This window comes from Staphylococcus sp. SM3655, from assembly GCF_016917315.1.
Taxonomy (GTDB): Bacteria; Bacillota; Bacilli; order Staphylococcales; family Staphylococcaceae; genus Staphylococcus; species Staphylococcus aureus.
On sequence record NZ_CP070305.1, the window covers coordinates 832,423 to 858,963 of the forward strand.

General features: G+C 33.6%; 18 protein-coding genes. 13 read left to right on the top strand and 5 right to left on the bottom strand.

Translation table 11 applies throughout. The annotated features are described in order from the left end of the window. The first annotated feature begins 76 nt into the window (after window positions 1-76). Window positions 77-1,984: a cell-wall-anchored protein SasF gene (sasF, locus tag JQN76_RS04075; protein ID WP_001151919.1), complete on the top strand. Its 1,908-nt coding sequence runs from the start codon at window positions 77-79 to the stop codon at window positions 1,982-1,984. 168 nt (window positions 1,985-2,152) lie between these two features. Beyond that, on the top strand, window positions 2,153-2,713 hold the full coding sequence (locus JQN76_RS04080) for a cysteine hydrolase family protein (protein ID WP_000088195.1): 561 nt from the start codon (window positions 2,153-2,155) through the stop codon (window positions 2,711-2,713). Between the two features lie 266 nt (window positions 2,714-2,979). On the opposite strand, the gene JQN76_RS04085 is transcribed toward JQN76_RS04080, so the two are convergent. After that, the gene (locus tag JQN76_RS04085; protein ID WP_001125609.1) at window positions 2,980-4,839 is read right to left on the bottom strand and encodes an amidase domain-containing protein; all 1,860 of its coding nucleotides are present in this window, start codon (window positions 4,837-4,839) and stop codon (window positions 2,980-2,982) included. Between the two features lie 210 nt (window positions 4,840-5,049). On the opposite strand from JQN76_RS04085, the gene JQN76_RS04090 reads away from it, so the two are divergent. After that, window positions 5,050-8,031 carry a YhgE/Pip domain-containing protein gene (locus JQN76_RS04090; protein ID WP_000786121.1) on the top strand — a complete coding sequence of 994 codons (2,982 nt, stop codon included), beginning with the start codon at window positions 5,050-5,052 and terminating at the stop codon, window positions 8,029-8,031. Between the two features lie 111 nt (window positions 8,032-8,142). On the opposite strand, the gene manA is transcribed toward JQN76_RS04090, so the two are convergent. The 4 genes from manA to JQN76_RS04110 form a co-directional block, all read right to left on the bottom strand. Next, window positions 8,143-9,081, bottom strand: coding sequence for a mannose-6-phosphate isomerase, class I (manA, locus tag JQN76_RS04095; RefSeq protein WP_001173201.1), 939 nt, complete (start codon window positions 9,079-9,081; stop codon window positions 8,143-8,145). 13 nt (window positions 9,082-9,094) lie between these two features. After that, window positions 9,095-11,047, bottom strand: a complete 1,953-nt coding sequence (locus JQN76_RS04100; RefSeq protein ID WP_000706112.1) for a PTS fructose transporter subunit IIABC — start codon at window positions 11,045-11,047, stop codon at window positions 9,095-9,097. A gap of 76 nt (window positions 11,048-11,123) precedes the next feature. Further along, the gene (locus tag JQN76_RS04105) at window positions 11,124-12,998 is read right to left on the bottom strand and encodes a BglG family transcription antiterminator (protein WP_000887016.1); all 1,875 of its coding nucleotides are present in this window, start codon (window positions 12,996-12,998) and stop codon (window positions 11,124-11,126) included. A gap of 239 nt (window positions 12,999-13,237) precedes the next feature. After that, window positions 13,238-13,696, bottom strand: coding sequence for a hypothetical protein (locus JQN76_RS04110; RefSeq protein ID WP_000734795.1), 459 nt, complete (start codon window positions 13,694-13,696; stop codon window positions 13,238-13,240). A gap of 258 nt (window positions 13,697-13,954) precedes the next feature. Here JQN76_RS04110 and isaB point away from each other — a divergent pair, with 258 nt between their 5' ends. The 10 genes from isaB (at window position 13,955) to clfB (ending at window position 26,465) form a co-directional block, all read left to right on the top strand. Further along, window positions 13,955-14,482 (top strand): immunodominant staphylococcal antigen IsaB, encoded by a 528-nt coding sequence (gene isaB / locus JQN76_RS04115; protein ID WP_001044560.1) that lies wholly within the window; start codon window positions 13,955-13,957, stop codon window positions 14,480-14,482. 423 nt (window positions 14,483-14,905) lie between these two features. Further along, entirely contained in the window at window positions 14,906-16,435 is a 1,530-nt protein-coding gene (gene aur / locus JQN76_RS04120) for a zinc metalloproteinase aureolysin (RefSeq protein WP_001225019.1), read from the top strand. Window positions 16,436-16,801: 366 nt separating this feature from the next. Beyond that, window positions 16,802-17,251, top strand: coding sequence for an arginine repressor (locus JQN76_RS04125; protein ID WP_000748760.1), 450 nt, complete (start codon window positions 16,802-16,804; stop codon window positions 17,249-17,251). A gap of 2 nt (window positions 17,252-17,253) precedes the next feature. Then, complete coding sequence (locus tag JQN76_RS04130; protein WP_001792441.1) at window positions 17,254-17,421, top strand: hypothetical protein; 168 nt, start codon at window positions 17,254-17,256, stop codon at window positions 17,419-17,421. Between the two features lie 176 nt (window positions 17,422-17,597). Then, window positions 17,598-18,833, top strand: coding sequence for an arginine deiminase (gene arcA, locus JQN76_RS04135; protein ID WP_000129411.1), 1,236 nt, complete (start codon window positions 17,598-17,600; stop codon window positions 18,831-18,833). Between the two features lie 32 nt (window positions 18,834-18,865). Continuing rightward, window positions 18,866-19,876 (top strand): ornithine carbamoyltransferase, encoded by a 1,011-nt coding sequence (gene argF / locus JQN76_RS04140; RefSeq protein WP_000136166.1) that lies wholly within the window; start codon window positions 18,866-18,868, stop codon window positions 19,874-19,876. Window positions 19,877-19,966: 90 nt separating this feature from the next. Continuing rightward, window positions 19,967-21,397, top strand: coding sequence for an arginine-ornithine antiporter (arcD, locus tag JQN76_RS04145; protein ID WP_001005840.1), 1,431 nt, complete (start codon window positions 19,967-19,969; stop codon window positions 21,395-21,397). Between the two features lie 16 nt (window positions 21,398-21,413). Further along, on the top strand, window positions 21,414-22,355 hold the full coding sequence (arcC, locus tag JQN76_RS04150; RefSeq protein ID WP_000660034.1) for a carbamate kinase: 942 nt from the start codon (window positions 21,414-21,416) through the stop codon (window positions 22,353-22,355). Between the two features lie 98 nt (window positions 22,356-22,453). After that, window positions 22,454-23,158: a Crp/Fnr family transcriptional regulator gene (locus JQN76_RS04155; protein WP_000138214.1), complete on the top strand. Its 705-nt coding sequence runs from the start codon at window positions 22,454-22,456 to the stop codon at window positions 23,156-23,158. Window positions 23,159-23,507: 349 nt separating this feature from the next. Beyond that, window positions 23,508-26,465 (top strand): MSCRAMM family adhesin clumping factor ClfB, encoded by a 2,958-nt coding sequence (gene clfB, locus JQN76_RS04160; protein WP_000745838.1) that lies wholly within the window; start codon window positions 23,508-23,510, stop codon window positions 26,463-26,465. Window positions 26,466-26,541 lie beyond the last annotated feature (76 nt).

Consider the following 26,541-nt stretch of genomic DNA (forward strand, 5'->3'; position numbering starts at 1 on the left):
AGTGTAAATTTCTTGTAAACAGGTATATAATAGTATGTAATTCTTTGAAGGAAGTAAGTGAGAAAGGAGTATGTTGATGGCTAAATATCGAGGGAAATCGTTTCAATTATATGTAAAGTTATCGTGTTCGACAATGATGGCGACAAGTATCATTTTAACGAATATCTTGCCGTACGATGCCCAAGCTGCATCTGAAAAGAATACTGAAATTTCAAAAGAGATATTATCTAAGCAAGATTTATTAGACAAAGTTGACAAAGCAATTCGTCAAATTGAGCAATTAAAACAGTTATCGGCTTCATCTAAAGCACATTATAAAGCACAACTAAATGAAGCGAAAACAGCATCGCAAATAGATGAAATCATAAAACGAGCTAATGAGTTGGATAGCAAAGACAATAAAAGTTCTCACACTGAAATGAACGGTCAAAGTGATATAGACAGTAAATTAGATCAATTGCTTAAAGATTTAAATGAGGTTTCTTCAAATGTTGATAGGGGTCAACAAAGTGGCGAGGACGATCTTAATGCAATGAAAAATGATATGTCACAAACGGCTACAACAAAACATGGAGAAAAAGATGATAAAAATGATGAAGCAATGGTAAATAAGGCGTTAGAAGACCTAGACCATTTGAATCAGCAAATACACAAATCGAAAGATGCATTGAAAGATGCATCGAAAGATCCAGCAGTGTCTACAACAGATAGTAATCATGAAGTAGCTAAAACGCCAAATAATGATGGTTCTGGACATGTTGTGTTAAATAAATTCCTTTCAAATGAAGAGAATCAAAGCCATAGTAATCGACTCACTGATAAATTACAAGGAAGCGATAAAATTAATCATGCTATGATTGAAAAATTGGCTAAAAGTAATGCCTCAACGCAACATTACACATATCATAAACTAAATACGTTACAATCTTTAGATCAACGTATTGCAAATACGCAACTTCCTAAAAATCAAAAATCAGACTTAATGAGCGAAGTAAATAAGACGAAAGAGCGTATAAAAAGTCAACGAAATATTATTTTGGAAGAACTTGCACGTACTGATGATAAAAAGTATGCTACACAAAGCATTTTAGAAAGTATATTTAATAAAGACGAGGCAGATAAAATTCTAAAAGATATACGTGTTGATGGTAAAACGGATCAACAAATTGCAGATCAAATTACTCGTCATATTGATCAACTATCTCTGACAACGAGTGATGATTTATTAACGTCATTGATTGATCAATCACAAGATAAGTCGCTATTGATTTCTCAAATTTTACAAACGAAATTAGGAAAAGCTGAAGCAGATAAATTGGCTAAAGATTGGACGAATAAAGGATTATCAAATCGCCAAATCGTTGACCAATTGAAGAAACATTTTGCATCAACTGGCGACACGTCTTCAGATGATATATTAAAAGAAATTTTGAATAATGCCAAAGATAAAAAACAAGCAATTGAAACGATTTTAGCAACACGTATAGAAAGACAAAAGGCAAAATTACTGGCAGATTTAATTACTAAAATAGAAACAGATCAAAATAAAATTTTTAATTTAGTTAAATCGGCATTGAATGGTAAAGCGGATGATTTATTGAATTTACAAAAGAGACTCAATCAAACGAAAAAAGATATAGACTATATTTTATCACCAATAGTAAATCGTCCAAGTTTACTAGATCGATTGAATAAAAATGGGAAAACAACGGATTTAAATAAGTTAGCAAATTTAATGAATCAAGGATCAAATTTATTAGACAGTATTCCAGATATACCCACACCAAAGCCAGAAAAGACGTTAACACTTGGTAAAGGTAATGGATTGTTAAGTGGATTATTAAATGCTGATGGTAATGTATCTTTGCCTAAAGCGGGGGAAACGATAAAAGAACATTGGTTGCCGATATCTGTAATTGTTGGTGCAATGGGTGTACTAATGATTTGGTTATCACGACGCAATAAGTTGAAAAATAAAGCATAATTATATTGGGGGAAGAGCATCTATATATTTTTTTAAGTATATAAGACGTCTTATTTCCCCCTTAAATTATTGTGAAGTATATGCAAAATGCAATGAATAGATTGTCCATCATTTTAACGTTATAATGAATTTAACGACTTAGAACTACAGAAGTAAAGGAGAATGAAGATGTCTCGAAAAACGGCGCTATTAGTTTTGGATATGCAAGAAGGTATAGCGAGTAGTGTACCTAGAATAAAAAATATTATTAAAGCGAATCAGAGAGCAATTGAAGCAGCAAGACAACATCGAATACCAGTCATTTTCATACGTTTAGTGTTAGATAAGCATTTTAATGATGTCTCCTCGAGTAATAAAGTGTTTTCAACAATTAAAGCTCAAGGATATGCGATTACTGAAGCAGATGCATCTACACGAATACTTGAAGACTTAGCACCACTAGAAGATGAGCCGATTATTTCTAAGCGACGCTTTAGCGCATTTACAGGTAGTTACTTGGAAGTTTATTTACGTGCAAATGATATTAATCATTTAGTATTAACGGGTGTCTCTACAAGTGGAGCTGTATTGAGCACGGCATTAGAAAGTGTAGATAAAGACTATTATATTACTGTTTTAGAAGATGCTGTTGGTGATAGATCAGATGATAAACATGACTTTATTATTGAACAAATTTTATCACGCTCATGTGACATTGAATCCGTAGAGTCATGGAAAAGTAGTTTATAGTTAATATAACGTCAATTAAAGCTCGGCAGTAATGTTTAAGAATAAGTACATTTGCTCATATTTATAAAATGTGTGAGATGGCAATTGAAACGGATATGATGAGGAACATTTGAACATAAAATAATATATTTATATAAAATGACCCGAGGCGTTCGAACTGAATGCCTCGGGTTTAATTGAATAAGAAATCGGACTTATGAACAGAAATATGTTTAAGTCCGAACTCCTTGTTTATACTTATAAATTTTACGGGTTTAATATAATACTTATTTACCTGTAATATATGATAATTCTTCAGCGGCAGCTGCGTTGATAGTTCTATGAGAAATGATACCTAATCCTTTAACATTGGATTCTGAAATAACGATAGAACCATCACTGTTAACTTTTTCAACAAATGCTACATGACCGTAATGTTGATCTGCACCAAATTGTCCAGCCTCAAATACAACAGCAGCATGACGTTTTGGTGTATGACTTACTTGATAATCACGGTATTGAGCTCGATTATTCCAATTATGTGCATCACCTAAATCACCTGAGATAGATGTACCAAATTGTTTCATACGGTTATATACGTACCAAGTACATTGGCCATGTGGATATGGCATACTATCAGATACCTCACGGAAAGGTTTGAATTCATCTGATGAATCATCATAATCCTTGATAGAACGTTCATATTTATCTAAATCTGGCATGCGTTCATCGTCAAACTGAGTTAATTGATAGTGTTTAATAATACTGTTTAATTTCTTAGCATAGTTTGGATCTGTAGCATATGTTTTAGATAAGTGTGATGTTGCATCTTTATAAGAATCGGCTTCCGATTTCCATGTTGGTTTATAAATTGTTCGATTGCCATCAATACCATTTTTAATAAGGTCAGAGTAATCTTTTAGTGATTCTTTCGTGCTTGGATATTTTCGGAATCCAGCATTAATACTATACAATTGATTACCATCAGCTTCTAATGTGTTAAAAGGAACAGAATTCCCTTCAAAAGCACCTTTGATACCGAATAAATTATGGTTTGGTGACTTAGCTAAAGCACTACGACCTGAGTCAGATTCTAAGATTGCTTGGGCAATCATGACAGACGCATAAATATCGTTATCTTGACCAATGCGATGTGCATCTTTAGCAATTGATTTGACAAATTGACGTGTATCTTTTGAGTCAACAACGTTAAATTGTCCACTATCATCATTGTTAGATATACTAGGATCTGTTTCGAATAATGATGTTGCACGTGTATCCTTTTGATTAATATCGTTATTGAATGATTGAGCAGGTTTAGATTTATGTTTCAATTCATCTTGTGTTGGTAACTGTGGATTCTTTGTATTAGATTTTTCATTTTTGTCTTTTTTAGATTGAGATGCATAATCTTTTTGTGTTTTCTTTGCATCTTCACTGTATTGATCCAAAATAGAGTCTAAAGCCGAATCTGACATTGATTGATTATCTTTCGATGAAGATTTTTGATTTGCTTTATCGTCACTTGCTGGTTGACTATTTGATTGATTAGGTTGTGTTGGCTTTGGCGAATTTGGTTGCTTATTAGATGTACTTGGTTTTGTATTGTTTGATTTAGGTGCTTTTTGATTGTCTGCTTTATCTTGTTTAGATGATTGCGTATCAGTGTCATTTTTGATGCTATTGTCACTGTTTTTATTCGAATCATTTGTTGACTTTTCGTCATTACGAGGTTGTTCGTAATCAGAAATATCCGAATTTAAATTGAATAAGTTTTGGATTAAAGTTGTTAATGAGTAATTATCATCGTATTTATTTTTGGTTAGCAATTGGTTTATATTGGTTTGTGGTAAATTCTTATAAATAAAATCAATGATATTGTTAGAGTCTGAAGTGCTGTCGTCTATAGTTTTAAATTTTTTGTCGTTATTGTCTTGGTTACTTGTATTATTTTTGTCTGCTTTATCAATATCTTTACTTGTAGTATCCTTAGAAGTTTCATCGTCATTAGATTTTTTTGAATCATGAGATGTTGTCTTAGCTGTAGTATCTTTTTGAGGTGTATCAGCATAAGCGGTAGGTGAAACTAAAGTAGGTAATACGAGCGTAGTTGATAGCAAATAAATTAAAATTTTATTTTTAGGCATATTTCGTATTCTCCCTTGAAAAATATAATAATTAAGTGTGATAATAAACTATGATTTGTTATAATTTATCGTATGCTGAAAATAGTTGATAGGTATCAATCGACTAAATATCTTCCAGTAAATTGATTATACTAATTCACAACGCAAAAATAAATTAATTTACAAAAAATATATAAAAAATATGAATAATTCCTACATAGGAGTGTGACAATGAAGAACGCATTTAAATTATTTAAAATGGATCTGAAGAAAGTAGCTAAGACGCCAGCTGTGTGGATTATCTTAGCAGGCTTAGCTATTTTGCCATCGTTCTACGCTTGGTTTAACTTATGGGCAATGTGGGATCCATATGGCAACACGGGACACATCAAGGTCGCAGTCGTTAATGAAGATAAAGGCGACACAATCAGAGGGAAAAAAGTTAATGTCGGTAATACGATGGTTAATACACTCAAGAAAAATAAAAGTTTTGATTGGCAGTTTGTAAGTAGAGAGAAAGCTGATCATGAGATAAAAATGGGTAAATATTTTGCAGGTATTTACATCCCATCTAAGTTTACACATGAAATTACAGGGACACTACGTAAGCAGCCTCAAAAAGCAGATGTAGAATTTAAGGTGAATCAGAAGATTAACGCTGTTGCGTCTAAGCTAACAGATACTGGTTCGTCAGTTGTCGTTGAAAAAGCGAATGAACAATTTAATAAAACAGTAACTCGAGCATTATTAGAAGAAGCTAACAAAGCAGGTTTAACTATTGAAGAAAATGTGCCGACAATTAACAAGATAAAAAATGCGGTATATTCAGCAGATAAAGCTTTACCTAAGATTAATGACTTTGCGAATAAAATTGTATATTTGAATAACCACCAAGCGGATTTAGATAAATATGCCAATGATTTTAGAAAACTAGGAAATTATAAAGGTGATATTTTAGATGCTCAGAAAAAATTAAACGAAGTCAATGGTGCTATTCCGCAACTTAATGAAAAGGCTAAGTTGATATTAGCTTTAAATAATTATATGCCGAAAATTGAAAAAGCGTTAAATTTTGTAGCTGATGACGTGCCAGCGCAGTTCCCTAAAATTAATCAAGGACTTAACATTGCGAGTCAAGGTATTGATCAAGCTAATGGACAGTTAAATGATGCCAAAGGCTTCGTCACACAAGTTAGAAGTAGAGTCGGTGATTATCAAGATGCAATTCGACGCGCGCAAGATTTAAATCGAAGAAACCAGCAACAGATTCCTCAAAATAGCGCGGCGAACAACGAAACATCAAATAGTGCACCTGCAGCTGGTAATGGTGTAGCATCAACGCCACCAAGTGCACCAAGTGGCGATACTGCACCAAATAATAATGTTACGCAAAATACCGCACCAAATAGTAATAATGCGCCTGTATCGACTACACCACAAAGTACAAGCGGGAAAAAAGATGGTCAAAGTTTTGCAGATATAACAACAACACAAGTCAGCACAGCTAACGAGAACACACAAAACATTACAGATAAAGATGTTAAATCAATGGAAGCGGCATTAACGGGCTCTTTATTATCATTATCAAATAATTTAGATACCCAAGCGAAAGCCGCACAAAAAGATAGTCAGGCATTACGTAATATTTCGTATGGCATTTTAGCATCGGACAAGCCTTCTGATTTTAGAGAGTCTTTAGATAATGTTAAGTCCGGTTTAGAATACACAACGCAATATAATCAACAATTTATCGATACATTAAAAGAGATTGAGAAGAATGAAAATGTTGATTTATCAAAAGAAATTGATAAGGTAAAAGCAGCTAATAATCGAATTAATGAATCATTAAGGTTAGTTAATCAATTAAGCAATGCATTAAAGAATGGTAGTTCAGGAACTGCTGAAGCTACTAAATTACTAGATCAACTTTCAAAACTAGATTCATCATTATCATCATTTAGAGATTATGTTAAAAAAGATCTTAACAGCTCTTTAGTATCAATATCACAACGTATTATGGATGAATTGAACAAAGGGCAAACTGCATTATCCAATGTTCAGTCTAAATTAAATACAATTGATCAAGTCATTAACAGTGGACAAGCTATTTTAAAAAATGGTAAAACACGTATTGATCGCTTACAAACAGTATTACCAAGTATTGAACAACAATACATTAGTGCTGTTAAAAATGCTCAAGCAAACTTCCCGAAAGTGAAAAGTGATGTAGCTAAAGCTGCTAACTTTGTGCGCAATGACTTACCACAGTTGGAACAGCGATTAACTAATGCGACAGCAAGTGTGAATAAAAATTTACCAACGTTATTAAATGGTTATGATCAAGCGGTAGGATTACTAAATAAAAATCAGCCACAAGCGAAAAAGGCTTTATCAGATTTAGCTGATTTTTCTCAAAATAAATTGCCTGATGTTGAAAAAGATTTGAAAAAAGCGAATAAAATTTTCAAGAAATTAGACAAAGATGATGCAGTCGACAAATTAATCGACACACTTAAGAATGATTTGAAAAAGCAAGCGGGTATTATTGCAAATCCTATTAATAAGAAGACTGTTGATGTTTTCTCAGTTAAGGATTATGGTTCAGGTATGACACCATTCTATACTGCACTGTCAGTATGGGTAGGTGCACTCTTGATGGTAAGTTTATTAACGGTTGATAATAAACATAAGAGTCTAGAGTCAGTCTTAACGACAAGACAAGTGTTCTTAGGTAAGGCAGGATTCTTTATAATGCTTGGTATGTTGCAAGCACTCATTGTATCGGTTGGAGATTTGTTAATCCTAAAAGCAGGAGTTGAGTCACCTGTATTATTTGTACTTATAACGATTTTCTGTTCGATTATTTTCAACTCAATCGTATATACGTGCGTATCATTACTTGGTAACCCAGGTAAAGCAATTGCAATCGTATTGCTTGTATTACAAATTGCAGGTGGTGGAGGAACATTCCCAATTCAAACTACGCCACAATTTTTCCAAAACATTTCGCCATACTTACCATTTACGTATGCAATTGATTCATTACGTGAAACAGTAGGCGGTATTGTTCCGGAAATCCTAATTACAAAATTAATTATATTAACGTTATTTGGCATAGGATTCTTCGTTGTAGGTTTAATTTTAAAACCTGTAACAGATCCATTGATGAAGCGCGTATCTGAAAAAGTTGACCAAAGTAACGTTACAGAATAAAAATTAAATCCACACATTAGGGTTATAGCTCCTTAATGTGTGGATTTTTATGTTTTTAGACAGAAGAGATAGTAATTTCTGTCTTTTATGGGACGGGTGTTATCATTGCTATTATCCAGGATGACTTACTATAGCACTAATATTACCGACAAAGTGAATATCCTCGTCTTCCGTAGTTAAAATAAAGCTAGAACCTTTTTGGATGTCATAGTGCTTATCGTTTACTGTTAAAGTACCAGTACCATCGATAATAGTAACTAAGCAATAAGCATGTGGTTTATTGAATTTTAAATCTCCATGAATATCCCATTTATATACTGCAAAATATTGATTATCTACAAATTGAGTTACAGTGTGTGTGTCGATGTGAGTTGTTATAGGAGTAGTATTTGGTTCATGATTGCCTAATTCAATCACATCTTTACTTTGCTCTAAGTGCAAATCACGCAATTGACCATTTTGATCTCGTCTATCATAGTCATAAATACGGTATGTCGTATCGGATGATTGTTGTGTCTCTAAAATTAAAATACCCGAACCAATGGCATGGACAGTGCCAGCAGGAACATAATAAAAGTCACCGGGCTTAACAGGTATACGTTTGAAAAGACTGTCAAATTCATGATTATCAATCATGTCGATTAACGTCTGTTTATTATGTGCATGTACGCCATATATAATTTCAGCACCTGGGGCTGCATCTAAAATATACCAACATTCTGTTTTACCTAGTTCGCCTTCGTGTTTTAAAGCGTAGTCATCATCTGGATGAACTTGAACAGATAATTTATCATTGGCATCTAATACTTTAGTTAGCAGAGGGAAACTATCTCGTGAATCATTATCGAATAATTCACGATGTTGTGACCAAAGTTGATCTAGGGTCATATCCTTGTATGGACCATTGATAATTGTATTAGGACCATTTGGATGTGCAGAAATTGCCCAGCATTCACCAGTTGTTTCATTAGGGATATCATAGTTAAATGCTTTTAATGCATGACCGCCCCAAATTCTGTCTTTAAAAACGGGTTGTAAAAATAATGCCATAGTTAAAACTCCTCTATATTTTCATTAATAAGTTATAAATTTCTGTAGTACTGTTTGCATTAATTAGTGATTGGCGTGTCTCATCATTCATTAACGCTTTAGATAAGCGCTGAAGTATTTTTAAATGTGTATCCTGACTGTTGTTTGGTACGGCAATTAAGAATATCAATTGAGGTAGACTACCATCTAGACTCTCCCATTTAACACCATGATTATTTTTCATAACAGCTACAATCGGTTGTTTTACAACATCAGACTTTGCATGTGGAATGGCCACGTTCATGCCAATAGCTGTCGTAGACTCCATTTCACGTTCTAGGATTGCATTTTTTAAATGCGATGTGTGCTCTACATAACGGCAAATTTTAAGTTTATGAATCAACATATCAATTGCTTCGTTTCGAGACATGTCGTGATCAGTAATTATCATAGTTTGTTGATCAAAAACATGAGAAGGTTTATTGAGATCTGAATGTTTCGCGGTGTTATCTACATTGTCAACCTCTGTATCATGTTGTGTAATATCTGTATCATGAAGTTGCGTGTGTTGCGCTGGTGCATCTACTGCTATAACTGGTGTATTGCGTTTTAATAATAGTACAGTAGTCATTGTGACAAGACTACCTACTATCACTGCAAAGATAAACCATAATACATGATCAATACCACCTAATACAGCCACGATTGGACCTCCATGTGCGACTCTATCGCCGACACCACCAATGGCTGCAATGACTGATGCAATCATTGCACCAATGATGTTTGCAGGTATAATGCGCAATGGATCTTGGGCTGCGAAAGGAATAGCACCTTCAGTAATACCAAACAGTCCCATAGTGAAGGAAGCCTTACCCATTTCTCTTTCGGAATGATTGAATTTATACTTTTGAACAAACGTTGCTAAACCTAAACCGATTGGTGGTGTACATACAGCAACTGCGACCATACCCATAACGGCGTAATTACCTTCAGCAATAAGTGCTGAGCCAAATAAAAATGCTACTTTGTTTACTGGACCGCCCATATCGAAGGCAATCATCGCACCTATAATCATCGCAAGTATAATAATATTAGCACCTTGCATACTTTTTAACCAGGTTGTTAATGCCTCAAAAATATTAGAAATTGGTGCACCGATTAAAAATATAAATATCAATCCTACAACGACCGATGAAATAATGGGAATAATAATGATAGGCATAATTGGTGCCATTGCTTTTGGAACTTTAATATCTTTAATCCACTTTGCGATATAACCTGCTAAGAAACCAGCAACAATACCACCTAAAAATCCTGCGCCTGCATCACTGCCATAAAAACTACCGTCAGCAGCGATAGCGCCGCCAATCATACCAGGAACAAGACCGGGCTTGTCAGCGATACTAACAGCGATATATCCAGCTAGTATTGGAACCATAAATTTAAAGGCTAAACTACCAATGTTTTCAATGGATTTCCAAAATGAATCATCTGGGATGACTAATCCTTTTGATGTCGTTTCACCGCCTAGAGTCAGCGCGATGGCGATAAGGAGTCCACCAACTACGATAAAAGGAACCATAAACGATACACCGTTCATTAAATGTTGATACACCATTTGAATACCACTTTTAGACTTACCGCGATCTTTCGAATGATAATTTGTTTCAGATTGATAAATAGGCGCATCTTGATTAATGATACGTTGAATTAGACCTCTCGGATTATGAATCCCTTCGCGAACATTTTCATTAATCAACCGTTTACCAACAAATCGGGACAGATCAACTTGTTTATCAGCTGCAATTATGACACCGTCAGCTTCTTCGATGTCTTGCGTAGTTAAAACATTTTCAGCACCAACACCGCCCTGTGTCTCTACTTTAATATCCACACCCATTTCTTTTGCTACCTGCTCAAGCTTTTCTTGAGCCATATATGTATGTGCAATGCCATTTGGGCATGAGGTAATAGCTACAATTTTCATAAAATCATCTCCTTTTCTATATTGTAAGCGTATTCTCGATACTAAAAAAAAGAATAATTACCGTTACTAGTGGCAATTATTCTTGTAAGTATTCAAATAACTGTTGCTTTAAACTATGATCATCTAAACTACATAAATGGTTCACTGAATCATCATCCAAGTTAGCAATTAATTGCATCATTTGTTTTGTAAAAGCTTTGTCTTTATGCGAAATCGCTAAGAAAAAGACAAGTTTGACATCGTGTTGTCGCCAAGGAAAAACATCTTTTGTGCGAAAAATAAGCACATGTGATTGTAAAACTTTTTCAGGATCTCCATGAGGAATCGCCATAAAATTACCTATGTATGTAGAAGATGATTTCTCACGCTCTAAAGCTGATTCGATATATCCTTCTACAATCGCATGATGTGCTTGTAATATTTTTTGAGCTTCTTCAAAAATTTGCACAGTATGCCGTGATTTTTGTTCAGTATTTACGACAAGGAAATTGACAGTGTCCATATGATGATGTGCTTGAACTGGATTTTGCTTTTGCTTCACAACGAGTCTGATTTTGTGACGGTCATCTTCAGAAAATAATGGTGCAACCTTGATAGTCGTTAGGTGCTTAGGAAGTATGTTTAGCGTTTGTTTTGGAATATCATGGGTCGTTATTAATAAATCTACATTGTCAAAGTGATAGTGTGTTATATTTTCTAGTTTAATCGTATTTATCACTGACAACTCTTCGGATAAGTTATTTATTTTAGTTTCTAAAAAATTCGACACACCTAGACCATAATAACAAGCAATGACTACATTTAATTGTGTTTTGGTACGACGCTCGATGGCAGCTTGAAAATGAATTGTTAAAAATGCAATTTCATCTTCGCTCATCTCTATATCAGTATCAATTGCTAATTTATCAATCGCTTCAAAAAGTGTGTTAAACACAAAGGGATAGAGTTTTTTAATCTCTATAACTAAAGGATTGTTTAAATAAATGTTTTGAGTGATACGTAAATATGCTTTACTAAAATGATTATATAAATTTTGTTGTAAAATCGAATCTTCATTGAAAGGTATATGAATACGTTGCTGCATCAATTCGATTAAGCGATCAATATAACTTTGTATAAATATACGTTCTATGCCAATATCGAGTTTATTAAAATGATAAGCAATAAAGAATGAAAACATATTGATTACTTTTTCGTTCAAGTCATAACCTAATCTTTCGTTGATTTGCTTAATGCAAGATTGAGATATCAATTTTGAATCGTGGTTTAACGTGTCTAGCTCACTTAAAGATTGCTTACGTTTAATGATTAAAATGAGATGAATTAAAAGCTGTTGTATTTGAATATCAGTTGTTTCAATACTATGTTGTTGAAGTGTCTCTTGTATAATATGCGAAATCATCCTTTGGTGTGAATCAGGTAATTCATTTAAAATTAGGTCTTCAACATGTACATGCCCTGATGATAATTGATTTAAATGGATGATGGCATTAGTGATATCATTATCTGTTCCATCGACCACAATACCTTGTTTTTTCTTGATTGTTAAAGCGATATTAAATTTTTGACACCATTGTTGAATTCGAACGAAATAGTCGTTGAGCACAGTTTTAGATAATAGATAATCTTGCTCTAGTTGTTGCAATGTCTGCGATTTATTGTGCATTAGCAGTTGATACGCCATAGATAATAATAGTTTTTCTTTATATGATTGAATATGCGTGTAACGTTCAGTTATCGTTTCTAAGGTATACTGCGATGTATTTAATTGATATCCTTTAGATTTAATACTAACGATGATATCATCCATAAAATTGCTATTGATAACATGAATATCATTGCGAACTGTGCGGTTTGAAACATTGACATGTTCAGCAATTTCATTAGAACTAATGTGCTTTGATGGATTTTTAATAAAAAACTGGAGTAGTTTTAAGTGTCTATCAAGCATTTAACATGTACCTCCTTTCTAAATTTTCCGTGTAAGCGTTTTTAAAGGTGTATTAATATTATTAAACATGAGAGCTTATACATACGTCAATGACATTAAAGCGAACTTTTATATGAATTTAACAGAGTGCGAATTATGCAAATAAAGAACAGCAGTAAGATATTTCAAATAGAAAAATATCATATTGCTGTTCTTCTGAATTTATGTACCTGATACTTGTGGACGTATCAGGTAAATGATTAATTTTTAGGTGATTGTGCTTGAGGTGTTTGTTTAGAAGACGTATTGGTATTATTTGATTTATTAGCAGGTGGTGTGTTCTGTTGTTGATTATTTTGGTTGTTTGTTGACGATTGACTACCACCATCGTGAGTATTATTTTTATTTGAATTTGAGTCTTTTGGCTGAGCTGGTTGCGTATTCGATGGTGCTGTTGAATGGTTGTTAGGAACATTTGACTGTGAAGATGGTTGATTGTCATTAGTAACGTTATTGCCATTATTTTGATTTTTATCTGCTTTGTCTGCACTATCATCTTGTTGATCATTTTCTTCGGTTTCTGTCTTTTTATGCGTAGCTTTATTTTCTTGTTCTTGGTTATTACTTGATGATGTAGAATGATTTATTGCAGCATAAATTGCGAACCCAAGTGCTCCGATTAATACGATAATTACGATGGTAATAAGAAGTTTTTTCAAATATAACGCCTCCATGTTAATGAAAAGTAGTTGATACGTGAAGCTAAATAATTTATTTCAATATTGCCATAATCATTTTAAAAAAATAAATATTAGAAAAGTAGGCGATATTAATATTTTCATTGTTTTTTGTGTACTTCAATTAGTATAACAAAACTGTTATGTATTTATAAATATAATCATTAGTATTTTTATGGCTGAAAAAGTTATAATAAAAGTGTAAGGAATAAAATATTTGTATGGAAAAGAGAGATAATTATGAATAAAACCAGTAAAGTTTGTGTAGCAGCAACATTAGCATTGGGCACACTGATTGGAGTAACAGTTGTTGAAAATTCGGCGCCAACAAGTAAACAGGCACAGGCAGCAATAACCCCATATTATACTTATAATGGTTATATTGGTAATAATGCTAATTTTATTCTGGATAAGAATTTTATTAACGCGATTAAGTATGATAATGTGAAATTCAATGGTATTAAATTAGCTAAAACGAATACGATAAAAAAAGTAGAGAAATATGATCAAACTTTTAAAGGTGTTTCTGCAAAAGGAAACGAAGCAAGTCAATTGCAATTTGTAGTTAAAAATAATATTTCATTAAAAGATATCCAAAAAGCTTATGGCAAGGACTTGAAAAAAGAAAATGGTAAAACAAAGGAAGCTGATAGCGGTATTTTTTACTATCAAAATGCTAAAAAGACATTAGGCATCTGGTTTGTCGTTGATCATAATAGAGTTGTCGAAGTAACAGTTGGACATACACCATACAAAACAAGTAAATAAAATAATGGCATATTAAGGCTAGAGTGTGAGGAGAGATACCGCATTCTAGTCTTTTTTATTAAATAATAACGATTATTGCGTCTTACATAGTTGTTTGAAATTGATAAAAATGTTTATTTGATCATGATTATTTAAATAGTTATTTCACATATTTCAAGCATTGATTAAGTATATAGAGCACTATTTTGTATTTGTTAATATTTTCACAAAAATAAAGCCTTGATAAATTTTAAAATATAATTAAGCTCAATTTTTAAAATTTTATTTAGCTACAGATAACATTTTTAAAAAAGAAAAGAATCAATAAATAAAATCAACGAACAAAAAGTATAGAAATAAATAGAAATAATCATTTACTTTTCTGAAAAATTAAATTAATATTTTATTTATAAGCTGTTTTTAAGATTTCAGGAGGAATGAAATGTGAGGAAATTTTCAAGATATGCATTTACAAGTATGGCAGCATTAACCTTGTTGAGCACTTTATCACCAGCAGCATTAGCGATTGATTCAAAAAATAAACCAGCTAATTCTGATATTAAATTTGAGGTGACTCAAAAGAGTGATGCGGTCAAAGCATTAAAAGAATTGCCTAAATCCGAAAATGTAAAAAATATTTATCAAGATTACGCTGTTACTGATGTAAAAACTGATAAAAAAGGATTTACGCATTATACATTGCAACCGAGTGTTGATGGTGTTCATGCACCTGACAAAGAAGTGAAAGTACACGCAGACAAATCAGGAAAAGTCGTTTTAATCAATGGGGATACTGATGCGAAGAAAGTAAAGCCAACGAATAAAGTGACATTAAGTAAAGATGACGCAGCCGACAAAGCATTTAAAGCAGTTAAGATTGATAAGAATAAAGCGAAAAATCTTAAAGATAAAGTCATTAAAGAAAACAAAGTTGAAATCGATGGTGACAGTAATAAATACGTTTATAATGTTGAGTTAATTACAGTGACACCAGAAATTTCACATTGGAAAGTTAAAATTGATGCTCAAACTGGCGAAATTTTAGAAAAAATGAACTTAGTTAAAGAAGCTGCAGAAACTGGTAAAGGAAAAGGTGTACTTGGCGATACAAAAGATATCAATATCAATAGTATTGACGGTGGATTTAGCCTAGAAGATTTAACGCATCAAGGTAAATTATCAGCATTTAGCTTTAATGATCAAACAGGTCAAGCAACATTGATTACTAATGAAGATGAAAACTTCGTAAAAGATGAGCAACGTGCTGGCGTAGATGCAAATTATTACGCTAAACAAACATATGATTATTACAAAGACACATTTGGTCGTGAATCATATGACAACCAAGGTAGTCCAATTGTTTCATTAACGCATGTTAATAACTACGGTGGTCAAGATAACAGAAATAATGCCGCATGGATCGGTGACAAAATGATCTATGGTGATGGTGATGGTCGCACATTCACAAGTTTATCGGGTGCAAATGACGTAGTAGCACACGAATTAACACACGGTGTGACACAAGAGACAGCGAACTTAGAATATAAGGACCAGTCAGGCGCTCTAAATGAAAGCTTTTCAGATGTTTTTGGATACTTTGTAGATGACGAGGATTTCTTAATGGGTGAAGATGTCTACACACCTGGAAAAGAGGGAGACGCTTTACGCAGCATGTCAAACCCAGAACAATTTGGTCAACCAGCTCATATGAAAGACTATGTATTCACTGAAAAAGATAATGGTGGCGTACATACGAATTCTGGAATTCCAAATAAAGCAGCTTATAACGTGATTCAAGCAATAGGGAAATCTAAATCAGAACAAATTTACTACCGAGCATTAACGGAATACTTAACAAGTAATTCAAACTTCAAAGATTGTAAAGATGCATTATACCAAGCGGCTAAAGATTTATATGACGAGCAAACAGCTGAACAGGTGTATGAAGCATGGAATGAAGTAGGCGTGGAGTAAAAATATATAAACAAGAAGAAGTAATGTTAAACACTTATAAATAATTAAATTTTAAATACAGCTTATATATGGGGTATACCTACATTGATAATTGACTTTGTAGGTATACCCTCTCTTTGTAATTAGATGAGAGGAGTGTGAGGGTTGTCTGCCGAAAGACTACTCGGCAGTCTAAAATCATTACAAGTAGTAGATATGTGATAATTAAATGCTGACTTAGAATACAAAATTCATTTTAAAAGTTGTCACAAAAAATTTACATGTATTTTTATTATCTTTTGCAAAACAAAGTGTTAAATTATAAATGAAACATGCATGAATTTATTTTTTAATACAAGAAACGTAACTACCAAAGGAGTTTACAATATGAAGAAAAGTAAACGATTAGAAATTGTTTCTACAATAGTTAAAAAGCATAAGATTTATAAAAAAGAACAAATCATTTCATATATTGAAGAATATTTTGGTGTAAGATATAGTGCAACAACAATTGCTAAAGACTTGAAGGAACTAAATATATATCGTGTCCCTATCGATTGTGAGACATGGATTTATAAAGCTATTAATAATCAAACAGAACAAGAGATGAGAGAAAAGTTTAGACACTATTGTGAACATGAAGTTCTAAGTTCAATCATCAATGGTTCATACATTATCGTCAAAACCTCACCTGGTTTCGCCCAAGGCATAAACTATTTTATCGATCAGCTAAATATAGAAGAGATATTAGGTACGGTGAGTGGAAATGACACTACATTAATCTTAACTGCCTCAAATGATATGGCAGAATACGTATATGCAAAATTATTTAAATAGACATGTATCAAATGAATAATAAAAATTTGTTTCGTATCACGTGTACTCAAGTTAGTTACCAAATATTAACTTGTGTACGCGTTTTTTTATGGAAAGAAAGAATTCATAGTCATTCAATTGACTGTATAAAAAACTTTATACAACATGTTTTTATGGGTATTTTTGAATAAAAAATGTATATTTTGACCCAAAATACCTTTATTTATGTATAAAAATCCATTATTATGTATTGTATAACAAAAAGATATGAAATTTTCGACTTTCTTTATGTGAATATAATCACATGTAAGCGTTTGAAGATTGTCTATACTCTAAATGAATTCAAAGATAAAAGGAGGAAATAGACATGACAGATGGTCCAATTAAAGTAAATAGCGAAATTGGAGCTTTAAAAACTGTGTTACTTAAGCGTCCTGGAAAAGAATTAGAAAATTTAGTACCTGATTATTTAGATGGATTACTATTTGATGATATTCCATATTTAGAAGTAGCTCAAAAAGAGCATGACCATTTTGCGCAGGTGCTAAGAGAAGAGGGTGTTGAAGTACTTTACCTTGAGAAGTTAGCAGCTGAAAGTATTGAAAATCCTCAAGTAAGAAGTGAATTTATTGATGATGTATTAGCAGAGTCTAAAAAAACAATATTAGGTCATGAAGAAGAAATTAAGGCATTATTTGCGACACTTTCTAATCAAGAACTTGTAGATAAAATAATGTCAGGGGTACGTAAGGAAGAAATTAATCCGAAATGTACACATCTAGTAGAGTATATGGATGATAAGTATCCATTCTATTTAGATCCAATGCCAAACCTTTATTTTACTAGAGATCCACAAGCCTCAATAGGACACGGTATAACAATCAATCGGATGTTCTGGAGAGCACGACGACGAGAATCAATATTTATTCAATATATTGTAAAGCATCATCCTAGATTTAAAGATGCGAATATTCCAATCTGGTTAGATCGAGATTGCCCATTCAATATTGAAGGCGGCGATGAACTTGTTTTATCTAAAGATGTCTTGGCTATAGGCGTTTCAGAACGTACATCTGCACAAGCTATTGAAAAGTTAGCGCGACGTATTTTTGAAAATCCGCAGGCGACGTTTAAAAAAGTAGTAGCAATTGAAATTCCAACTAGTCGAACTTTTATGCACTTAGATACAGTATTTACAATGATAGATTATGACAAATTTACAATGCATTCAGCCATTTTAAAGGCAGAAGGCAATATGAATATATTTATTATTGAATATGATGACGTAAATAAAGATATTGCCATCAAACAATCTAGTCATTTAAAAGATACTTTAGAAGACGTACTAGGTATAGATGATATCCAATTCATTCCAACAGGAAATGGTGATGTCATTGATGGTGCTAGAGAGCAATGGAATGATGGCTCAAATACATTATGTATAAGACCAGGCGTTGTAGTGACTTACGATAGAAACTATGTATCGAATGATTTATTGAGACAAAAAGGCATTAAAGTCATTGAAATATCTGGTAGCGAGTTGGTACGTGGACGTGGGGGCCCTAGATGTATGAGTCAACCATTATTCAGAGAAGACATTTAACGTAATAAATTATAGAAACGAGGGTGAAAATAATGACAGAAATTCAAAAACCGTATGATTTAAAAGGCAGATCATTATTAAAAGAAAGTGATTTTACCAAAGCAGAATTCGAAGGACTTATTGATTTTGCAATTACATTAAAAGAGTATAAGAAAAACGGTATTAAGCATCACTACTTATCTGGAAAAAATATTGCACTACTATTCGAAAAGAATTCGACGAGAACGCGTGCTGCGTTTACAGTTGCGTCTATTGATTTAGGTGCGCATCCAGAATTTTTAGGAAAAAATGATATTCAATTAGGCAAAAAAGAATCTGTAGAGGATACTGCGAAAGTATTAGGTAGAATGTTCGATGGTATTGAATTCCGTGGTTTTTCACAACAAGCTGTTGAAGATTTAGCGAAGTTCTCTGGTGTACCGGTGTGGAATGGATTAACAGACGATTGGCATCCTACACAAATGTTAGCTGATTTTATGACAATAAAAGAGAATTTTGGATATCTAGAAGGAATAAACTTAACTTACGTTGGAGATGGACGTAATAATATTGCGCATTCATTAATGGTAGCAGGTGCTATGTTAGGTGTTAATGTAAGAATTTGTACACCTAAATCATTAAATCCAAAAGAGGCATATGTTGATATTGCAAAAGAAAAAGCGAGTCAATATGGTGGTTCAGTCATGATTACGGATAATATTGCAGAAGCAGTTGAAAATACAGATGCTATATATACAGATGTTTGGGTATCGATGGGTGAAGAAAGTGAATTTGAACAACGTATTAATTTATTAAAAGACTATCAAGTGAATCAACAGATGTTTGATTTAACAGGTAAAGATTCAACGATATTCTTACATTGTTTACCAGCATTCCATGATACAAATACACTTTATGGACAAGAAATTTATGAAAAATATGGATTAGCTGAAATGGAAGTTACAGACCAAATCTTTAGAAGTGAACATTCAAAAGTGTTTGATCAAGCTGAAAATAGAATGCATACAATTAAGGCAGTAATGGCAGCAACATTGGGGAGTTAATCACTAAATGGAACGATATGAATATGATGTGTCTGATGATATAAGTGTCATGTACAGACACCTCATATTGGTATTAAAGGAGAAATGAATATGAACGAATCAGGAGATAACAAACTCAGTAAATCTTCTTTAATTGGACTAGTTATAGGATCCATGATTGGTGGCGGTGCGTTCAATATAATGTCTGATATGGGCGGTAAAGCCGGTGGATTAGCCATTATTATTGGTTGGATTATTACAGCTATAGGAATGATTTCATTAGCGTTCGTATTTCAAAATTTAACCAATGAACGGCCGGAGCTAGACGGTGGTATTTATAGTTATGCTCAAGCAGGATTTGGCGATTTTGTAGGATTTATCAGTGCTTGGGGATATTGGTTCTCAGCGTTTTTAGGCAATGTTGCCTATGCAACACTATTGATGTCAGCAGTAGGTAACTTTTTCCCGATTTTTAAAGGAGGCAACACATTACCAAGTATTATTGTCGCCTCGTTACTACTCTGGGGTGTCCATTTCTTGATTTTAAAAGGCGTTGAAACAGCAGCATTTATCAATAGTATTGTTACTGTTGCAAAGTTAATACCGATTTTACTTGTAATCATATGCATGATAATTGCATTCAATTTTGACACTTTTAAAACAGGCTTTTTCAGTATGACGTCAGAGGGTGTATTGCCATTTAGTTGGGCGAGCACAATGAGCCAAGTTAAAAGTACGATGCTAGTGACAGTTTGGGTGTTTATCGGTATCGAAGGTGCAGTAATTTTTTCTAGTAGAGCTAAAAATAAAAAAGATGTAGGTAGTGCCACGGTTATAGGACTTATATCAGTTTTAATTATCTATTTCTTATTAACTGTATTAGCTCAAGGCGTGATTTTGCAAAATCATATTTCGCAATTAGATTCGCCAAGTATGGCACAGGTGCTTGCAACTATTGTAGGTGGTTGGGGATCTACACTTGTAAATATTGGTTTAATTATTTCGGTACTAGGTGCATGGTTAGGATGGACACTGCTTGCTGGTGAATTACCTTTCATTGTTGCAAAAGATGGATTATTTCCAAAATGGTTTGCTAAAGAAAATAAAAATGGAGCACCTGTAAATGCACTGCTTATTACCAATATATTAGTACAATTATTTTTAATAAGTATGCTATTTACACAGAGTGCGTATCAATTTGCATTTTCACTAGCATCAAGTGCTATTTTATACCCTTACATGTTCAGTGCATTTTACCAAGTTAAATACACTTTAGAGCATCGACAGCAAGCAACTACTAAACAATGGACGATTGGTATCATAGCCTCAATTTATGCTATATGGCTTATATATGCAGCAGGTATCAATTACTTATTATTGACGATGTTACTTTATATTCCAGCTCTTCTTGTTTATACAATCGTTCAAAAGAATAATCAGACACGTTTGATTAAATCAGACTATATTCTTTTTATGATTATTATCGTACTTGCAGTTATCGGGTTAATTAAGTTATTGATGGGAACGATAAATGTTTTTTAAAAGGAGCGACAAAAATATGAAAGAGAAAATTGTCATTGCATTAGGCGGTAATGCGATACAGACAACAGAAGCAACAGCTGAAGCACAACAAACAGCTATTAGATGTGCGATGCAAAACCTTAAACCTTTATTTGATTCACCAGCGCGTATTGTCATTTCACATGGTAATGGTCCACAAATTGGAAGTTTATTAATCCAACAAGCTAAATCGAACAGTGACACAACGCCGGCAATGCCATTGGATACTTGTGGTGCAATGTCACAGGGTATGATAGGCTATTGGTTGGAAACTGAAATCAATCGCATTTTAACTGAAATGAATAGTGATAGAACTGTAGGCACAATCGTTACACGTGTGGAAGTAGATAAAGATGATCCACGATTTGATAACCCAACTAAACCAATTGGTCCTTTTTATACGAAAGAAGAAGTTGAAGAATTACAAAAAGAACAGCCAGACTCAGTCTTTAAAGAAGATGCAGGACGTGGTTATAGAAAAGTAGTTGCGTCACCACTACCTCAATCTATACTAGAACACCAGTTAATTCGAACTTTAGCAGACGGTAAAAATATTGTCATTGCATGCGGTGGTGGCGGTATTCCAGTTATAAAAAAAGAAAATACCTATGAAGGTGTTGAAGCGGTTATAGATAAAGATTTTGCTAGTGAGAAATTAGCAACGCTGATTGAAGCAGATACCTTAATGATTCTTACGAATGTAGAAAATGTATTTATTAACTTTAATGAACCTAATCAACAACAAATCGATGATATTGATGTAGCAACACTGAAAAAATACGCGGCACAAGGTAAGTTTGTGGAAGGATCGATGTTGCCAAAAATAGAAGCTGCGATACGATTTGTTGAAAGTGGGGAAAACAAAAAAGTTATCATTACCAATTTAGAGCAGGCATACGAAGCTTTGATTGGTAATAAAGGTACACACATTCACATGTAGCACTTTATCACGCGACAAAACATTAAATATGTTTCTCCGTTGATTCAAATGAAAAAGTTGTCTGCTGACACTTTGCAAGGTTTGAAGGAGTTTAACTTATGACAGAAAACTTTATTTTGGGTAGAAATAATAAATTAGAACATGAACTAAAGGCATTAGCAGATTACATTAATATCCCATATAGTATATTACAACCATATCAAAGTGAATGTTTTGTCAGACATTATACGAAAGGCCAAGTTATTTATTTTTCGCCACAAGAAAGTAGCAATATTTACTTTTTAATTGAAGGTAACATTATTAGAGAACATTACAATCAAAATGGAGATGTATATCGTTATTTTAATAAAGAGCAAGTATTATTTCCAATCAGTAACTTATTTCATCCGAAAGAGGTTAACGAATTGTGTACAGCATTAACCGATTGTACAGTTCTTGGATTGCCTAGAGAATTGATGGCCTTTTTGTGCAAAGCTAATGATGATATATTTTTGACACTTTTTGCATTAATAAATGATAATGAGCAGCAACACATGAACTATAACATGGCATTAACAAGTAAATTTGCTAAAGATCGAATTATCAAATTGATATGCCATCTATGTCAGACAGTAGGATACGATCAAGATGAATTTTATGAAATCAAACAGTTTTTAACTATTCAACTCATGAGTGATATGGCTGGGATTTCCCGGGAAACAGCTGGTCATATTATTCATGAACTTAAAGATGAAAAACTTGTTGTTAAAGATCATAAAAATTGGTTAGTAAGCAAACATTTATTCAATGATGTATGTGTTTAATATACAATGTAAAATGAATAAGTTGAACATGAGGTCTAACGTACATTTATACGTTAGGCCTTTTTTGCTAGCATGATGAATAATTTAAAATGTTAGTTAAATTTGATTGTTGAAATTACAGTAAAATTTAAGGTGATGAAAAATTTAGAACTTCTAAGTTTTTGAAAAGTAAAAAATTTGTAATAGTGTAAAAATAGTATATTGATTTTTGCTAGTTAACAGAAAATTTTAAGTTATATAAATAGGAAGAAAACAAATTTTACGTAATTTTTTTCGAAAAGCAATTGATATAATTCTTATTTCATTATACAATTTAGACTAATCTAGAAATTGAAATGGAGTAATATTTTTGAAAAAAAGAATTGATTATTTGTCGAATAAGCAGAATAAGTATTCGATTAGACGTTTTACAGTAGGTACCACATCAGTAATAGTAGGGGCAACTATACTATTTGGGATAGGCAATCATCAAGCACAAGCTTCAGAACAATCGAACGATACAACGCAATCTTCGAAAAATAATGCAAGTGCAGATTCCGAAAAAAACAATATGATAGAAACACCTCAATTAAATACAACTGCTAATGATACATCTGATATTAGTGCAAACACAAACAGTGCGAATGTAGATAGCACAACAAAACCAATGTCTACACAAACGAGCAATACCACTACAACAGAGCCAGCTTCAACAAATGAAACACCTCAACCGACGGCAATTAAAAATCAAGCAACTGCTGCAAAAATGCAAGATCAAACTGTTCCTCAAGAAGCAAATTCTCAAGTAGATAATAAAACAACGAATGATGCTAATAGCATAGCGACAAACAGTGAGCTTAAAAATCCTCAAACATTAGATTTACCACAATCATCACCACAAACGATTTCCAATGCGCAAAGAACTAGTAAACCAAGTGTTAGAACGAGAGCTGTACGTAGTTTAGCTGTTGCTGAACCGGTAGTAAATGCTGCTGATGCTAAAGGTACAAATGTAAATGGTCAAGTTACGGCAAGTGATTTCAAGTTAGAAAAGACTACATTTGACCCTAACCAAAGTGGTAACACATTTATGGCGGTAAATTTTAAAGTGGCAGGGAAAGTGAAATCAGGGGATTATTTTACAGCGAAGTTACCAGATAGTTTAACTGGTAATGGAGACGTGGATTACTCTAATTCAAATAATACGATGCCAATTGCAGATATTAAAAGTACGAATGGCGATGTTGTAGCTAAAGCAACATATGATATCTTGACTAAGACGTATACATTTGTCTTTACAGATTATGTAAATAATAAAGAAAATATTAACGGACAATTTTCATTACCTTTATTTACAGACCGAGCAAAGGCACCTAAATCAGGAACATATGATGCGAATATTAATATTGCGGATGAAATGTTTAATAATAAAATTACTTATAACTATAGTTCGCCAATTGCAGGAATTGATAAACCAAATGGCGCGAACATTTCTTCTCAAATTATTGGTGTAGATACAGCTTCAGGTCAAAACACATACAAGCAAACAGTATTTGTTAACCCTAAGCAACGAGTTTTAGGTAATACGTGGGTGTATATTAAAGGTTACCAAGATAAAATCGAAGAAAGTAGCGGTAAAGTAAGTGCTAAAGATACAAAACTGAGAATTTTTGAAGTGAATGATACATCTAAATTATCAGATAGCTACTATGCGGACCCAAATGACTCTAACCTTAAAGAAGTAACGAATGAGTTTAAGGATAAAATCACTTATAAATACCAAAATGTAGCAAGTATTAATTTTGGCGATATTACTAAAACGTATGTTGTATTAGTGGAAGGTCACTATGATAATACTGGTAAAAACTTGAAAACACAGGTTATTCAAGAAAATATTGACCCAGCGACAGGTAAAGACTACAGTATTTTCGGTTGGAATAATGAGAATGTTGTACGTTATGGTGGTGGAAGTGCTGATGGTGATTCAGCAGTAAATCCGAAAGACCCAACTCCAGGGCCACCGGTTGACCCAGAACCAAGTCCAGATCCAGAACCGAAGCCAACGCCAGATCCAGAACCAAGTCCAGACCCAGATCCAGATCCGGATTCAGATTCAGACAGTGACTCAGGCTCAGACAGCGACTCAGGTTCAGATAGCGATTCGGATTCAGATAGCGATTCAGACTCAGATAGCGACTCAGATTCGGACAGCGATTCAGATTCGGACAGCGATTCAGACTCAGATAGCGACTCAGATTCAGATAGCAACTCGGATTCAGACAGTGACTCAGAATCAGACAGTGATTCAGAATCAGACAGCGATTCAGAATCAGACAGTGACTCAGATTCAGATAGCGATTCAGAATCAGATAGCGACTCAGATTCAGATAGTGAGTCAGACTCAGACAGCGACTCGGATTCAGATAGCGACTCAGATTCAGATAGCGATTCGGATTCAGACAGTGATTCAGAATCAGATAGCGACTCAGACTCAGACAGTGAGTCAGATTCAGATAGCGATTCAGAATCAGATAGCGACTCAGATTCAGATAGTGAGTCAGATTCAGATAGCGATTCAGACTCAGACAGCGATTCAGATTCAGACAGCGATTCAGACTCAGACAGCGATTCAGACTCAGACAGCGACTCAGAATCAGATAGCGATTCAGAATCAGATAGCGATTCAGATTCAGACAGCGACTCAGAATCAGACAGTGAGTCAGATTCAGATAGCGATTCAGAATCAGATAGCGACTCAGATTCAGATAGTGAGTCAGATTCAGACAGTGACTCGGACTCAGATAGCGACTCAGACTCAGACAGCGACTCAGACTCAGATAGCGATTCAGACTCAGACAGCGACTCAGATTCAGATAGCGATTCAGACTCAGACAGCGATTCAGACTCAGATAGCGATTCAGACTCAGACAGTGATTCAGAATCAGACAGCGACTCAGACTCAGATAGCGATTCAGATTCAGATAGCGACTCGGATTCAGATAGCGATTCGGACTCAGATAGTGACTCAGACTCAGATAGCGACTCAGACTCAGACAGCGACTCAGACTCAGATAGCGATTCGGACTCAGATAGCGACTCCGATTCAAGAGTTACACCACCAAATAATGAACAGAAAGCACCATCAAATCCTAAAGGTGAAGTAAACCATTCTAATAAGGTATCAAAACAACACAAAACTGATGCTTTACCAGAAACAGGAGATAAGAGCGAAAACACAAATGCAACTTTATTTGGTGCAATGATGGCATTATTAGGATCATTACTATTGTTTAGAAAACGCAAGCAAGATCATAAAGAAAAAGCGTAAATACTTTTTTAGGCCGAATACATTTGTATTCGGTTTTTTTTGTTGAAAATGATTTTAAAGTGAATTGATTAAGCGT